Genomic DNA, 14,936 nt, shown 5'->3' with positions numbered 1-14,936 from the left:
TTTATTGTGAAAATTCCTAATACTTTTCGCAGTGAGAGTATCCTTTTAAAGGCTATTCATCGGATTCTCCCAGTTATAACTATGTAATTTATTTTTTAAAACTAGTTCAAGTTTATTTCGAATGTTTTCTTTATCAATTTTAGAATCAGTAGTCAATTTAAGAATGTCATAAAATCTTTCAGAGTTTATAAGTTCGATGGGTAAGCCTCTATTAGCTGATTTCTGTATTAGCTTGTTTGCTCCGCTTTGAAAATCTGATGTAGTAATAAAAATACCTTTTGGTATACCAGAAAGAAAAAGAGCGCCTGTTAACTCTCTTATTTGATCAACCTTTATTTTACTCTTGTATCTCTTAACTTGGACACCAATTTGGTTTCCTTCCTTTTCTAGGATGACATCAATTCCTCCATCATTTGAATAACCTGTTACAATTGTATCGTATCCGAGGTTTTTAAAAACTTGTCCTGTGACATCTTCAAATAATTTTGGATGTAAACTAAATCGTGCTTCATATTTAGCTAAAAGATATTTTGAAATTTCATTGATTGGAATATCAATATTATGCAAATCTAATTTTTTCAATAAACCTACGGTACCATAAAAAAATTGCCATAACTGCAATACTTTAGCACTAACTGTCACATCCTTTATTATTCTCCACCAACCGCACTTAGTACAATGATGAAAATATACTTCACATGAGTATCTAGAAAGATCAAGTTCCCACATATCTTCATCCATCCCTTCTTCATAACACCAACTCTTTCCTAATTGATGAAAATTATAAATTTGTTTTAAATCTACATCCCAATAATCATTTATTGAAAATACTTCTAATTCGTTTTGACAAAAAACACATTTTTGTTTGTGGGGATTATCATCACCCACTTTTAGTGGACTATCAAAATTATTATATTCAAAAATTTCCATACTTTTAAATATCTTGAAATATAAATTTATGGATTATTCAAAAATAAAACCACCAAGATAGAGCAATAGCTTTTACATAGTTTTATATGGAATAAAGTCTAATTTATCATTTCCCGAAGTTTTCTGGCTTTGGATAATTTTTTTAAAGGATTTGTTTTATATTACTTGTCTACAATCGTGAAATTTCGCGTGCCTTGGGAGCATGTAAAGAAAAAACATCAAATTAATTAAAAAACCAGCTATTACGTAAAGGGTTGTTAGTGACTGGCGTTATTTTCAAAATTATATGGAGAATTAATAAAATCCATAACTATTTGTGGATATTTTTCCTGCAAAAAATCCATTAAGTTTATCGCGAATGGTAAAATTCTATCATCTTTAACTCCGCTAGTTATATTATTCCAAGCTGTTGGATAATATCTTGAAATCGTACCAAATATAAATGATGTAGCAAACATCTTTGAAATTTCATTTAGAAAGAGAGTACTATTAAACGGTGGAATTAAATATGGATCTCCGATGACTTGAAATGAACTAGACCATTTTTGAGAAATATGTGGATAAATATTGCTTTTGAATGTGACTTTCGTAATCTTTTCAGATTCTTCAATCGTTCTATTTTTGTACAACTGTTCGGGGAATATTCTTTCAAAATTCCCTTTGCCAATCGCATTAATAATTGTTTTTCCCTCTGCATATTTTAAAGTTTCTAATTGATAGGATGGAATTGATTCCCCTAACCAAGCTTCCACAGATTTTTTTAAATCAGGATAAGAATATGAAAGTTCTTTGAGGCTAAATTCATATGCTTCATCTAAAATAACATATTCTAAATGCCAATTTATGTAGTTGCTTTTAGCACGAAAATAGGACTTATTATTAGTAGCTTTTACAAGTTCTTTAAAAGTTCCTGAGGATGTTTTCACAACTATATTTTCGAACTTTCCAGTAGGTGATATATCTGACCAATTACTTATTTTTAATCCGTGCGAAGGAAATATATTGTTTTCTCTTGATTTTCTATTTAAAATTAATATTAAGCCCCGACTAAGCGCAACAATACCATAATATTGCAATAGAGGCTTTACAGAAATATCACTATTGAGGACAGAATCAAAATAACTTCTTCCTTGCTTGAACGCTGATGTGATTTCTGTTGCTTTTGAAGTATTAATTTCATAACCAAATTTGGTTTTGATATAGTGTTTAACCAAATCTTTATTTTCAAACTCACGTAAGAAATGCCAAATATCATTCATGATTTTATATTATTTAGAGTTAAGTTCTGAAACGCTTACCGCTAATGGAAAAATTATTAACAAATTTAGATTTTTGAAGAACTTTGTTTCAAGGACCACCAAAGGTGACTTTTCAATAAAACTATATTAAAGAAAAAATGTGGAATTGAAAAGCAGAAACGGAAGTAGTAAAGAAATATTGTCTTTCCGCATTTTATCAATACAATGTTAGCTGTAGCTTAAAGAAACTTTGAGGAGTCAACTTTTTCGTCCTCTAAATAAGCTTTACAGAATTCATCTCTAATTTTTTTATAGTTTGTATTAAAATGACCATGGAAAAATCCTCTTAGTGTATTAATCCTTACTAATAGCATACCATCACTTTTTATAGTTTTGGTCATGTTTAGTTTGCTCTGTAAATTTTTATCTTTTTGAGCAAGTATAACTAGATTATGTATTGAAGGAAAACATAGATCATTTAAAATATTGCTGAAATACTTTATTGATTTTGTATATAGAATATAATCTGTGAAATTTATACTCTCTGGAGAATTAGGTGCAATAATTTCATAATTATCTTTAAAAAAATCAATGTTACCTTTTATATAATTATTAAAATATTCGTTAGTTCTTTCATGTTGATTTGATGAATCTTGTAAATGAGCAATTGAATTTCTAACTAGTCTATAATAATTAAATAAAAAATATTCAGGATATGTTTTTAACTCTTGGCTTTTATCCTTAGGTAAATTTATTAATAGTTGATTAAGAGGGTCTAAATTTTTACCTTTATCATCCTGAGTTTTCCAATCTCTATCAAAATTATTATAATATCTGTATGTTTGATTTATATTTTTAAAAAAAGGTTCTATAAGGTTATAGGTTTGCAATATATATGATTTATAGAGTGTAGATTTAAACTGTTCAAAATCTCTAATTCCCAAACTAACTTTGAATTTTGAACATAATTCTTTTATGAAAATTTCATTATTTCCGCTTTCTAAAGATTGTTCCTCCAAATATAATATTGCAATTTCATTAGTTTGTAAGCATGAATCTTGTAATCCAATATTTTTCTTCATTAGATTTATTACTCTAAAAATAGGGAATTCATTATAATATCCTGGTTTTTTTTGAAAGGTTTTCTCGGTCATAGTATTACATTATAAAAAGAAAAATTATTTTCTAAAAAAAGAAGCTAAGTTTAATTTGGTATCTTCACTATTTTATAGATTGTTTAAATCTAAAAGCCAAAGCCACACGATACAATCGTACTGCAGCGAGGAACAGATACTTTATTTCAAAGCTTTAGATTTTTTACTATTCAATGCTTTCTGTTGTATCCATTGTACAGCAGTATCAAGAGGAGCTGTATCATTGCTGGAAGAAGTATTGTGCCCCAGTTTAGAAAAAGAAATATATTCGAAAGGTTTTCCTTGTGCTTTAAGGGTGTCCAATTGTTCTATACACAACTTTACCGGAATCTGTATGTCTTTTTCACCAAAAAGCCAAAGTCCGGGAATTGAAAGGGTGTTCAGATAGGTTTTTGGGTCAGTCGCTGCAAATTGGTACCTGTCTGGATCATTTCTGGTATGTTCAATGGCATCTGTTTCTGTATGATTTTCCCAAAAACTATTGTTTCCATTGGTATAAAACTGAAATCTAAGTTGTTCCAGAGTGGTAATGGTAGGCCCGCTAAATAAAACCATAAATTCAATTTGTGGATTTTTGCTTGCTGCCATTGGAATGATCCATCCTGCCTGGCTGAAGCCAACTAATCCAATGGGTATTTTTTTATCTTTCAGATAGGTCTGAAACGTTTCTACAGCTGCATTGGCATCCTGGGCCAATAAAGTAAGATTAGTAGGGTCAATATTGTTGGTGCCCACAGGGGGTCCTACATATACACCACCAGATTCTCCAACTCCGCGTTTGTCGTAGGTGAATACAGCAATGCCTTCTTTGGCAAGACGTTTTGCGAATTCCAGTTCTCTTTTTACCGGATCAGATCCGTGAACAATGACAACTGCAGCAAAGTAGTTTTTAGGTTGTAAAATGGAGCCTGCGAGAGTGATACCCTGACTTTCAAACTTTACATCCTGAATGGTAAAGTCGGCCGATTGTGAAAATACCATTTCTGGTAAAGCTATTAATAACAACCAAATATATAAGTTAGAAAAAAAGTTGATTTTCATGGGTCATGGTTAGTTGTCAAATATAATAAAAAAACCGCTCTGCAAAAGCAAAGCGGTTTATATATAAATTGTCTCAGCGACACGCTGTTACATCATTCCAGACATTCCACCTCTCATTGGCATAGCAGGTTCAGCGCTCTTCACTTCAGTGATCACGCACTTAGTAGTAAGAAGCATTCCAGAAACAGAAGGTGCATTTCCAAGGGTAATTCTTGTTACTTTCTCTTTTTTATTTATTCATCTCTTTTTCAATTTCTTTGATAAGTTCAATTGATAATGGTTTTGTATTTTGGTCATACACCCTTATGTTATTCTTACCTAGTTTAACAAGAAATTCGATGGTCTTTTTAAATTTGGGGTCAGAATATAATTTCTCTTCAGGTTGATCTGCATTTTCTATCATTTTATCAAAACACTTAAACAGAAAATCATTATAATATTTATCAACTTCGTTAATGGCGGGTACAAATATTTGGTAATAATTCAGGATTTTCTGTTTTAATTTTTCGTTTTCAATGTAACCTATTTTACCACTTGATTTAAAACCTTCATAATTAGCAATATTCATTTTCGGTCCATGTGAATAAATTGGGAAATCAACTTTATTTTTAGACTTATAAATACTGTCAAGTTGTGGAGTGGTTAATGCTAAAATTTTTTCATATTTTATGTTTGATTCATGGTAAGCATTTTTTTCAATGTCGATATTTTTTATGTCATTCTCCAGATCATTCTTTAAATTACCAAGAAATACGGATGCTTCCTGTTGTTGATGTCTGTGTTCACTCCAGCTGTGTAACCATATTGAAAGGGTTACAGCAAATACAATAATGAAAATTTCAGTCAATACTTCTTTTACTTTCTCTTTCAGTGAATGCTCTTTATTGCTCATAGCAGATTGTATTTTTTTTGAGTGTTTTATGATTTCGTCTTGCATGTTTTTGTTTTGTCGTTTTAACTTTAGCTATTGGTTTCAGTTTATTTTAGTACGGTATTGAGTTCAATGACTTCAAAGTCGTCATTATTTTGTAGCAGGTGTTTTAATATAGGAATATGTCCCTGCCCAAATAGGAGGACAACGTATTTGTCATTGGGTTTGATTTGAGTAATGATATTGGCATAAACGGCTAAATTCCTCAAATACCAGTCAGAAACGGATTCTGCACCAATGTAATTCTCTCCGGCACCAATTTTTGCATAATATTTTAAGTATAGTGATAAGTTTTTCTGCAAAAGTTCTTTTGTATTGATGTATTTCAGTATTCCGGTTATTGAATTTTGTTTTGTTACACGATCTATTTCACCCATAAAATTATTCGCAGTAGTCCCTAATTCATTTAATATATATAACTGATTTTTTTCTTTAGCTGTGACAGAGACCAAACTGTCATGTTTCATTCCATAAAAAATATCTACACAATTGATTTGTTTTAAATTTAGTTTTTTGGCTAATCTAAAACCAATTTGCTCCCGTTCAGAAACGGTTAATGTATATTTGTTTTGAGAATAGGCATTATACAGACTGTCGATTTTGGCTTGTTGAGTCAATGGTTTTTCTATCATGACTTTATCAGCATTGGTTCGTTTTAAAACTTCGGTCAGTTCTTCCAGTTCCTTCTGTCTTTTCGGAGCTAAAAAATCGTCAGTCTTTAATTCATACGTATCTAAATGAGGGGTTTCGAAGTGAATGGTCCCGATTAATAGAATTTTGGTTTTAGGTTTAGATTGCTGTCCAAAAGTTGTTGTGACACATAGAAGCGTAATTAAAAATGTAGAAATTGTTTTAATGAAAGTCATCCTTTAGGTTATTAGTTTATTTTTTGTTAAAGATAAAGCTTCTTGCGAAACGTAAAGATGAATTCATTACAAAATTTGTAATTTCGTGAAACAGCTATTGAACTCCTCCGCTAGCTTTTCGTGATTCGATGTTTTATTAAACTTGTTTTATTATTCTGAACAAAAAAAGCCCTGCCAAAGCAGAGCGGTTGATATATTTAAAGTATCGGTCATCATCCCAAACATTCTACCTCCCATCAGCATAGCCTGTTTAGTTGTAAAATATGTAATGTCTTATTTCGGACTTAAAACTTTTCCGGTATATTTCCAGGGAAATGAATAATAGCCAATACCTTTATTTACCTGTCCTGATAGGGTGTCAGAGCATTTCGTAATATAATCTTTTATTTTATCCACATTTTTACTATCCTTCATAAGAGACTGCAAACTTGAAAGCCATGCTGCATTAACGCCTTGATCAGCCTGATGGTTCGCAAGATATTGCTCAACCTGAGTATCGATAGTTTCACCAGGGGCGCCACCTCTGTTTTTATCCTCAGGAGCTCTGCAAATATTTACCGGGTTCCAGGTCACAATGGAGAAAAAACCTCCTACTTTAGTTTCAGGATCATGGTCATCAAAAATAAACATGGGGGCACCAATTTTTTTCCCATAATCATAAACAGACTGCATCCATGAATTCTTAATGAAATTTTCAACCTGGGCAGTATTATTACAATTTTTCGCCATATCCTTCATAAGAGGATTTAATACAAGATTAAGTGTATTTTGGGGTACAATATGCCCCTGATGATCGTCAACTAAAGCACCGGGCCCATCAATGGTTACCTTTTGGTAGATGAAATTTTTTGGTTTGTTCTTGCTATCCAGCTCAAAAGAGTGAAACTTAACGGGCTGTTGCGTGCGATAAACGGCATTGTAGCCATGTATTCTGCTATCGTCTCCTGCCATAATAATTTAGTTTTAATATTTTTTACCTACTCTCTACAGTTTTCGGTTGACCTGTTTAAGAAAAGAATTTCTTTATTGTATCTGTAAAATTAAGGGAATGTAAGTGCTGATAATACCGTATTTATTACCCAAAAACAATATAAGTATTTCTACTAATGGTGAAATAGTTAAATAAAAAAACCTTTCTTAATTTGAAGACTTCTTCCTTTTTCAAATGGTTAATGCACAAAAAAACCGCCCTGCAAAAGCAGAACGGTTTATATATTTAAAGCATCGGTGATGACTACATCATTCCCGGCATTCCACCTCCCATTGGCATAGCAGGTTCAGCGCTCTTTACTTCAGTGATCACACATTCAGTGGTAAGAAGCATTCCGGAAACAGAAGCTGCATTTTCAAGGGCAACTCTTGTTACTTTCGTAGGATCAATGATTCCTGCTTCAAGCATGTTTACATACTCGTCAGTTTTAGCATTGTATCCGAAGTCTCCTGTACCTTCCGCAACTTTCGCTACGATGACGGAACCTTCAGTCCCGTTGGTAATACCTTGTTATCAGATGCTTTTTTATTTATTAAGTTTGATTACTCCAGCATAAGTTGCAATCCAAATCGAACCATCTTTGTCTTTCGTTATTCTCTCGCAATGAATACTTGGAACGTTTGAATTTTCATTTGTGTAAGTTTCCCATTTTTTTGAGTTTGTGTCATAACTTAAAACACCAACTCCATTTAATGTTATCCATAACAAGTTGGTTTCTTCATCCAAATAAAAATCATTGATTGCATTTTCGCTGAACATTTTAGGATTTGAATGATTTATTCTTGTCCATTTTTGTTGTAAATCTAATACGTAAATTCCAGCTTCATTTGATTTATCGTTGTATAAGTCAAACCATAAATTCCCTTTTTTATCTTCATAGATTTTTGAAATGTACGCTTTTGATAAAGGCGAATTTTTCTCGTTTAACAATTTCGTTACACCGTTTTCGACCATTACATTTCCTTCAAATGTTCCAATCCAAATTCTATCCTTCTGGTCTACATAAACACCAAGGGTTTTGTCAGTTGGTAGATTTGAATTTTGCTTGTTAATTACTGACCATTTTTTTCCGTCAAACTTTGCTACCCCATCCCAAGACGTAAACCATACATTATTTGAGTGGTCAACAAATATTCTTCTTGCCCAATTTATTGGGGAATTTATTGAGTCGTATTTTATCCAGTTTTTATTGTCATATTTATAAACATCCCAACCGGCAACAAACCACTTATTGTTATTTTTGTCAACTTCTAAATCTCGTATGGATTGTGTTTCATTTTTATTATAATCAGGAGGAGAGATTAATGTATTTTTTGAGTTAAAATGTTCCCATTTTCCATTATTTATTTTTACAATTCCATTATCTGTTCCAATCCAAATATTATTGTCCAAATCATTTGCAACAACTCTTGTCATATCCCAAGGTAATTCTGAGTTCTGTTGGGTGAATACAGTCCAACGTTTTGAAAGTTTTTCTTTATCCGTTCCTTTTATATCAGGACTTCCAACAGATTTTGCATTTGATTGATTTTTAAAGTCAAAGACTTTACGCTTTGCAGAAAAGTTGCTATTTTCAAATTCAAAAATTAGCGAAACAGAGCTATTTGTTTTTTTATTTTCTGAAATCGCAGGTTCCCAATTTGATGTTGAGTTTATTGCATTCTGTAAACCTAGTTTTTTTGATGAGATATTAGTTTGATTTAATGAACTTAGCAGGCAAGGCTTTCCATATTCGTCAATTAAAATTTGTACTTCAATCTTTCCTATTATTTTACTCAAACTCTTTTTATCAAATTTGTTTAACAATTCATTTATTATTGAGTTTTGAGGTTCAGCTCTAGTTTCTCCACAATCAAGACAAAAGGAAGTTAAACTACAATCTTTGTATTTTTCAGGATAAAGATTTTGAGAATAGCTTAATGTCAAACTAAATAGTGTCAATAATAAAAGTATAATTCTTTTCATTGTTCGGTTTTTTCTAAAATATCTGCTAACATTCAAATTTACGCATTGCACCAATATACAATATATACAATTGCGAATAAAGTTTCAAGTAAAAAGTCCATTAGATTTTTGTAAAACAAAAAAACCGCCCTGCAAAAGCAGAGCGGCTTATATATTTAAAGCATCGGTGATGACTACATCATTCCCGGCATTCCACCTCCCATTGGCATAGCAGGTTCAGCGCTCTTTACTTCAGTGATGACACACTCAGTAGTAAGAAGCATTCCGGAAACAGAAGCTGCATTTTCAAGGGCAACTCTTGTTACTTTAGTTGGGTCAATGATTCCTGCTTCAAGCATGTTCACATACTCGTCAGTTTTAGCATTGTATCCGAAATCTCCTGTACCTTCCGCAACTTTCGCTACGATTACAGAACCTTCACCTCCTGCGTTAGCTACGATTTGTCTCAATGGCTCTTCGATCGCTCTTTTCACGATTTTGATCCCTGTAGTTTCGTCAGAATTGATTCCTGTAAGGTTTTCCAAAGCAGTGATCGCTCTTACTAAAGCAACACCTCCTCCAGCTACGATACCTTCTTCAACGGCTGCTCTTGTAGCGTGAAGAGCATCATCTACTCTGTCTTTTTTCTCTTTCATTTCAACTTCAGAAGCTGCACCTACATAAAGTACGGCAACACCACCAGCTAATTTAGCCAATCTCTCCTGTAGTTTTTCTCTGTCGTAGTCAGAAGTAGTCGTTTCCATCTGAGCTTTGATCTGAGCTACTCTTCCTTTGATTTTAGCTTCATCACCACCACCATTTACGATCGTCGTGTTATCTTTATCGATAGTTACTTTCTCAGCCGTTCCAAGCATATCTAAAGAGATGTTTTCCATAGTGAAACCTTGCTCCTCAGAAATCACCTGTCCACCTGTAAGGATTGCGATATCTTCCAACATTGCTTTTCTTCTGTCTCCGAATCCTGGAGCTTTTACAGCAGCAATTTTAAGAGAACCTCTTAATTTATTTACCACTAAAGTTGCTAAAGCTTCACCTTCTACTTCTTCAGAGATAATTAACAGAGATTTTCCGCTTTGTGCGATAGGCTCAAGAACCGGAAGCAATTCTTTCATAGAAGAGATTTTCTTCTCTACTAAAAGGATATAAGGGTTTTCTACTTCAGCTACCATTTTCTCAGGGTTAGTCACGAAGTAAGGAGACTGGTATCCTCTGTCGAACTGCATACCTTCCACAACGTCTACGGTTGTATCGATACCTTTAGCTTCTTCTACAGTAATTACTCCTTCTTTACCAACTTTTCCGAAAGCTTCAGCGATCAGAGATCCGATGGTTTCGTCGTTGTTTGCAGAAACGGAAGCTACCTGCTTTACCATTTCTTTAGAATCTCCAACTTCTTTAGACTGAGCTTTAAGACTTGCAACAACAGCAGTAACTGCTTTGTCGATCCCTCTTTTCAAATCCATTGGGTTTGCACCTGCAGCTACGTTTTTAAGACCTTCTCTTACGATAGCCTGTGCCAATACAGTAGCGGTAGTAGTACCGTCTCCTGCGATATCATTAGTTTTGGAAGCCACTTCTTTTACCATCTGCGCTCCCATATTTTCTACTCTGTCTTCAAGTTCGATTTCTTTTGCTACAGAAACACCGTCCTTAGTTACGTGAGGTGCACCGAAAGATTTCTCAATCACTACGTTTCTACCTTTTGGTCCTAACGTTACTTTTACTGCATTAGCCAATGCATCAACCCCTCTTTTTAAAGCGTCTCTTGATTCAATATCGAATTTTATTTCTTTTGCCATTTTATTTAAGCTTTTGGCGACTGGCTTCTGGCTTTTGAGCCTTAACCTAGCCGCAAGTTTATGTTTGATTTTTTTAATTTGCCTTTAGCCTGTTCCATAATGTGACAAGCTTCTTTTTTAATGTTGTTAATTCATCTAAAAAGATCAGATAATCATCTTCATTAATATATCCTAAATCTTTAGCAAGAATTAATTGGTTTTCAGCTTCATTAGACGATCCTAAAGCAATATTGATAAAATTAGCAAATTCTTTATCTGAATTTCTACCGCTTCCTTCTGAAATATTATATCCAATTGAAGCAAATGATCTTCTGATTTGAGAGGTAAGTCCAAAAACTTCTTCCTTAGGAAAACTTCTGGTTGAAGCATAAATTTTTAAAGTCAACTGATGACTTAATTGCCAAACTTCAAATTTCTTAAAATCTCTCATATACTAATTTATATGCAGAAACGCCATTAGCCAAAAGCCAATAGCTAGAAGCTATCCGATTACTCCAAGTAAATCTCCTTCCTTAACGATTAAGAAATCTTTCCCGTCTAATTTTAATTCAGAACCTGAATATTTTCCATAAAGAACTTTGTCACCTACCTGAACAGTTGTAGGCTCATCTTTTTTACCTGGACCTACTGCTACTACAGTACCTTCCTGCGGCTTTTCCTTCGCAGTGTCCGGAATAATAATACCTGAAGCTGTTTTAGTTTCTGCAGCGATAGGCTCGATAAGAACTCTGTCTGCTAATGGTTTAAAGTTTACTGACATAATATATTTTATTTTTTAATTAATTCTCCATTATAATTCTCTAAATGTATGCCATGAGGTCCCTGTGGATGAAATGGCAGAGTTTTAATTTCAAGTGTGAAAATTTGGCAGAAAAATGAAAAAAGTAAAGCCGGAAACTTCCGGCTTTTGTATTTAACTCTACTTATTCATTGAATTAAGGGCAGTGCTGTCCAGGCCCGATCCATAAAGTACATTTTCCCTGATCGTCGCGTTCGCAACAAACAAGTCTCGCCGCACCTCCGATGATAGATTTTTGCGCGTCTCTGCTTAATGATTTAGCATTTTTCATAGATTAATATTTAATTTGTTTTACATTCCTGAACATTTAGGGTCAATCAGGATTTTTGACGATTTGGTGTGGTAAGTGTTAATTCAAAGATAAAAAAAATATCATTACATAATACACTGTATGTAGATTTATTGTTGATGTTTGTATTTTGATTATCAGTTGTTTAATGATTGTGCTGTAACAGGGAGTATGAAGGATTTATCATTTGGATTGTCTATTAAAAAGAAAAAGTTTACCGTTACAGTAAACTTTAGAGATTTTTATTTGATGGTTTCCAGTGTCATTTTTTTGCCGCCGAGATCCATATCCTGTTTCAGAATTTTTCGGGTTTCGGGATCGATATAGTAGGTAACGAATGTTGTTTTGTCTCTGATATCATCCGTTGTTTTTACGGCCCAGACTTTTTTTCCGTCGTAATCGGTTTTCTTTACTTCCAGTATATAGGCTTTTATGAGCCCCTGTTTGGCATCCGGATTATAATCAAAAATGGAGAGGTCAGCGGTATAATTTTCTTTAAGCGGAGAAAACCGGATCATCATAGGATAACTGCTGCTGTCGAAATAATTGGCTGCCGGAATGTCTATACTGTGTTTTTCCTGAGATTTTTTATTAAGATAATACCCGGTTACTTTCGTTTTGCCCGATTTGAGCACCATATCCCTCATCATATTAAAAGAGGAATGATAGACAGGTTCGAAACTGGCTGTTTTTACGATGGTAGAATCCGTCCACTTGGCATCAGGAGCCTGCTTTAGCTTTACGGTAGTTCTAATGAGGAGATCCGTTTTGTTTAATTTTTTAAGCTCGGTGATGATGCTTCCTATTTCTGTTTTTGTTCCTGCATTGTCAGCATACCAGACCGCTTCCGAGGTTTCATCTTTGATCAGTTTAGCATCAATACTGCTGTTGGCTGGGGTAAGCAGTTTCTGCGAAAATAAATGAACGCTGCTTACTAATAAAAGGACAAGAAATGTTCTCATGATTTTTTTAATAATAAGTGTTACTCATTTTCAAAAAGTTACAGCTTTATTATTCTCTTTGAGGTTCGGGAGAAATACTTTCCTGTTCCATTGAAAATATGACGCTGGTGATCTTCCATTCATTCTTAATTTTCACCAGTCCCCAGGATTCTTTTCCCCACAAGCCTTTCTTTCCGCCGGCCCAGAAACTGAAATCAAAGGTTACTGAAGCTATGCTGCCGTCGGTATCAATATTGACGTTAGAAAACTTTTCTTCTTTTACAGATCCTTTGGTTGTACTTCTGAACCAGGATTTATAATCGGCTAATTTGTGATCTGAGGATTTGGGATCTTTCTCAATTCTTTTCTGCTGCGTTTTATCTTTATAGACACCCACCCAGGTGACAGGTCCGTCATAAAATAAATTGTACAGGCTGGTGCTGTCTTTGGCTTTTAAGCTGGACATAAAAGTATCCAATACCTTTCGAAGCTCAACTTTATGTTTCTCTGTTTCCGTTTTATTTTGTGAATACGTCAGGTTAAATCCTAAAAGAAAGATACTGAGCGTCAGAAGTATATTGTTCATGATTTTCTGTTGAGTTTGGATGAAACCAAATTACAAAAAATGCAGAAAGAGAACGGAAAAATATTGAGTATTAATGCCTTAAAAGAATAATTGAAGTGTTTTACAGCATTTTAGCCTTGGATTTATCGGCTAAATGATTCTTTGAAACCTGATTGATCTTCGAGATCACCGCCCCTGAAATCGCAATGCTGATAAAATTGGTGACAGATCTCGCTTCATTCATAAAACGGTCAACGCTGTAAAGAAGGGCAATATCCGTCAGCGGAATCTTTCCAAATCTGTTCAACGTAAAAATAAGGGCCAGAAAACCTGATCCCGGAACTCCCGATGCCGTTTTCGAAGTCACGGAAATAATGATGAAAAGCCAGAGATAATCACTGACAGTTAATGAAATATTATAAAACTGAATCAGAAAGCAACACGTCACGGAAATGTAAATACACGCCCCGGAAAGATTAAAGTTATATCCCAAAGGAATCACAAATCTTAAAATTTTTCTGCTGTACCCTTCGGATTCCATTTTTTCAAAGATCAGCGGGAAGGCAGTCTTGGAAGAGGATGTGGTGACTACAAGAATGATTTCTTCCTTTAAATCCAGCAAAAATTTCCACAACTGGATTTTGAACAGATACGCGACACCCCCCAGAATTCCAAAGATAAAAACGATATCAGCCAGATAAACCGTTGCTACCACTTTACTGAGTGGCAAAAGGGTATTGATGCCATATACTGAAACCCCATAAGCAATATTGCAGAAAATAATAACAGGAAGGATAATGTAGAGGTATTTAATGACCGTATAAAAAATCTTAAGGCCACGATCCAGGATGTTCAGGAATTTCTCTCTTGCTCCGGAAAGATTCATGAAAATGCCGGCTACGATGGAAACAAGCAAGAAAATTCCGTGTCTGTTGAGATACAGACTTCCGGATAAAGTGCTGTCGTTAATCTCAAATGTTTTGGGAAGAGATCTGCTGATCTTTGCCGTATTAATTCCCGTATCAGCACCCGGTTTTACCGCAAATCCGAAAATGAATCCTAAAATTATAGCGACCGAACTGATGATCAGAAAATACAGAATCGTCTTCCAAACAATGCTTCTCGCATTTCTGATCCCCGAAAGCTGGCAGATTCCATACATGATGGCCATGAAGATAATCGGAAGGATCAGCATTTCCAGAACCAAAAAGAAATACCGGCTCACAATTCCCAACTGAATGCTTGCCTCAGGTGCATAATGTCCTGTGAGCACTCCACCGAGAATGGCGGCAAATACATATAAGGTGAGATTTTTTAAATATCTTCCTGTGAATGTTTTTTGGGTTTCAAAAAGGTTCATTTGAATAAAATATACTGTCCGTACAAAGATCTGTTGTTTTTTTTACATCTGAAATAGAATAATGGGG

At 34.1% G+C, this 14,936-nt stretch carries 15 protein-coding genes and 1 pseudogene; all 16 read right to left on the bottom strand.

The genetic code is table 11. From position 1 onward, the window contains the following. Window positions 1–45 precede the first annotated feature (45 nt). Window positions 46–930, bottom strand: a complete 885-nt coding sequence (locus LC419_RS05875) for a restriction endonuclease (RefSeq protein WP_223606477.1) — start codon at window positions 928–930, stop codon at window positions 46–48. 257 nt (window positions 931–1,187) lie between these two features. Next, window positions 1,188–2,189 carry a YaaC family protein gene (locus LC419_RS05870; RefSeq protein WP_223606476.1) on the bottom strand — a complete coding sequence of 334 codons (1,002 nt, stop codon included), beginning with the start codon at window positions 2,187–2,189 and terminating at the stop codon, window positions 1,188–1,190. 218 nt (window positions 2,190–2,407) lie between these two features. Then, complete coding sequence (locus tag LC419_RS05865) at window positions 2,408–3,322, bottom strand: hypothetical protein (protein WP_223606475.1); 915 nt, start codon at window positions 3,320–3,322, stop codon at window positions 2,408–2,410. A 141-nt stretch (window positions 3,323–3,463) separates the two neighbouring features. Beyond that, entirely contained in the window at window positions 3,464–4,303 is an 840-nt protein-coding gene (locus tag LC419_RS05860) for a S9 family peptidase (protein ID WP_223606474.1), read from the bottom strand. A gap of 289 nt (window positions 4,304–4,592) precedes the next feature. Beyond that, complete coding sequence (locus LC419_RS05855; RefSeq protein ID WP_223606473.1) at window positions 4,593–5,300, bottom strand: DUF6090 family protein; 708 nt, start codon at window positions 5,298–5,300, stop codon at window positions 4,593–4,595. 41 nt (window positions 5,301–5,341) lie between these two features. Beyond that, window positions 5,342–6,160 (bottom strand): DUF5694 domain-containing protein, encoded by an 819-nt coding sequence (locus tag LC419_RS05850; protein WP_223606472.1) that lies wholly within the window; start codon window positions 6,158–6,160, stop codon window positions 5,342–5,344. 273 nt (window positions 6,161–6,433) lie between these two features. Beyond that, a complete protein-coding gene (locus tag LC419_RS05845) occupies window positions 6,434–7,111 on the bottom strand; it encodes a hypothetical protein (protein WP_223606471.1) in 678 nt (225 codons plus the stop codon). 283 nt (window positions 7,112–7,394) lie between these two features. Then, window positions 7,395–7,661, bottom strand: a pseudogene (locus tag LC419_RS05840) (TCP-1/cpn60 chaperonin family protein); the annotation flags it as partial. A gap of 15 nt (window positions 7,662–7,676) precedes the next feature. Then, window positions 7,677–9,116, bottom strand: a complete 1,440-nt coding sequence (locus LC419_RS05835; RefSeq protein WP_223606470.1) for a hypothetical protein — start codon at window positions 9,114–9,116, stop codon at window positions 7,677–7,679. A gap of 173 nt (window positions 9,117–9,289) precedes the next feature. Then, window positions 9,290–10,915: a chaperonin GroEL gene (gene groL / locus LC419_RS05830; RefSeq protein WP_072921520.1), complete on the bottom strand. Its 1,626-nt coding sequence runs from the start codon at window positions 10,913–10,915 to the stop codon at window positions 9,290–9,292. A 73-nt stretch (window positions 10,916–10,988) separates the two neighbouring features. Then, window positions 10,989–11,345, bottom strand: a complete 357-nt coding sequence (locus LC419_RS05825) for a four helix bundle protein (RefSeq protein ID WP_223606469.1) — start codon at window positions 11,343–11,345, stop codon at window positions 10,989–10,991. A gap of 51 nt (window positions 11,346–11,396) precedes the next feature. Next, the gene (groES, locus tag LC419_RS05820; protein WP_034723531.1) at window positions 11,397–11,675 is read right to left on the bottom strand and encodes a co-chaperone GroES; all 279 of its coding nucleotides are present in this window, start codon (window positions 11,673–11,675) and stop codon (window positions 11,397–11,399) included. A gap of 175 nt (window positions 11,676–11,850) precedes the next feature. Beyond that, on the bottom strand, window positions 11,851–11,985 hold the full coding sequence (locus tag LC419_RS24120) for a hypothetical protein (RefSeq protein WP_262901694.1): 135 nt from the start codon (window positions 11,983–11,985) through the stop codon (window positions 11,851–11,853). Window positions 11,986–12,245: 260 nt separating this feature from the next. Beyond that, window positions 12,246–12,965 carry a hypothetical protein gene (locus tag LC419_RS05815; RefSeq protein ID WP_223606468.1) on the bottom strand — a complete coding sequence of 240 codons (720 nt, stop codon included), beginning with the start codon at window positions 12,963–12,965 and terminating at the stop codon, window positions 12,246–12,248. Window positions 12,966–13,014: 49 nt separating this feature from the next. Next, a complete protein-coding gene (locus LC419_RS05810) occupies window positions 13,015–13,530 on the bottom strand; it encodes a nuclear transport factor 2 family protein (RefSeq protein WP_223606467.1) in 516 nt (171 codons plus the stop codon). A 100-nt stretch (window positions 13,531–13,630) separates the two neighbouring features. Next, window positions 13,631–14,869, bottom strand: a complete 1,239-nt coding sequence (locus LC419_RS05805; RefSeq protein WP_223606466.1) for a cation:dicarboxylase symporter family transporter — start codon at window positions 14,867–14,869, stop codon at window positions 13,631–13,633. Window positions 14,870–14,936: the final 67 nt, after the last annotated feature.

It is taken from the genome of Chryseobacterium sp. OSA05B (assembly GCF_019970065.1).
GTDB lineage: Bacteria > Bacteroidota > Bacteroidia > Flavobacteriales > Weeksellaceae > Chryseobacterium.
Note: the sequence above shows the minus strand (reverse complement) of the source record. Positions and strands in the feature narration are given on the sequence as shown.

Bases quoted from the DNA above. Each gene is read 5' to 3' on its own strand.
- LC419_RS05875 (WP_223606477.1), bottom strand. From the start codon at position 930: ATGGAAATTTTTGAATATAATAATTTTGATAGTCCACTAAAAGTGGGT.
- LC419_RS05870 (WP_223606476.1), bottom strand. From the start codon at position 2,189: ATGAATGATATTTGGCATTTCTTACGTGAGTTTGAAAATAAAGATTTG.
- LC419_RS05865 (WP_223606475.1), bottom strand. From the start codon at position 3,322: ATGACCGAGAAAACCTTTCAAAAAAAACCAGGATATTATAATGAATTC.
- LC419_RS05860 (WP_223606474.1), bottom strand. From the start codon at position 4,303: ATGGTATTTTCACAATCGGCCGACTTTACCATTCAGGATGTAAAGTTT.
- LC419_RS05855 (WP_223606473.1), bottom strand. From the start codon at position 5,300: ATGCAAGACGAAATCATAAAACACTCAAAAAAAATACAATCTGCTATG.
- LC419_RS05850 (WP_223606472.1), bottom strand. From the start codon at position 6,160: ATGACTTTCATTAAAACAATTTCTACATTTTTAATTACGCTTCTATGT.
- LC419_RS05845 (WP_223606471.1), bottom strand. From the start codon at position 7,111: ATGGCAGGAGACGATAGCAGAATACATGGCTACAATGCCGTTTATCGC.
- LC419_RS05835 (WP_223606470.1), bottom strand. From the start codon at position 9,116: ATGAAAAGAATTATACTTTTATTATTGACACTATTTAGTTTGACATTA.
- groL (WP_072921520.1), bottom strand. From the start codon at position 10,915: ATGGCAAAAGAAATAAAATTCGATATTGAATCAAGAGACGCTTTAAAA.
- LC419_RS05825 (WP_223606469.1), bottom strand. From the start codon at position 11,345: ATGAGAGATTTTAAGAAATTTGAAGTTTGGCAATTAAGTCATCAGTTG.
- groES (WP_034723531.1), bottom strand. From the start codon at position 11,675: ATGTCAGTAAACTTTAAACCATTAGCAGACAGAGTTCTTATCGAGCCT.
- LC419_RS24120 (WP_262901694.1), bottom strand. From the start codon at position 11,985: ATGAAAAATGCTAAATCATTAAGCAGAGACGCGCAAAAATCTATCATC.
- LC419_RS05815 (WP_223606468.1), bottom strand. From the start codon at position 12,965: ATGAGAACATTTCTTGTCCTTTTATTAGTAAGCAGCGTTCATTTATTT.
- LC419_RS05810 (WP_223606467.1), bottom strand. From the start codon at position 13,530: ATGAACAATATACTTCTGACGCTCAGTATCTTTCTTTTAGGATTTAAC.
- LC419_RS05805 (WP_223606466.1), bottom strand. From the start codon at position 14,869: ATGAACCTTTTTGAAACCCAAAAAACATTCACAGGAAGATATTTAAAA.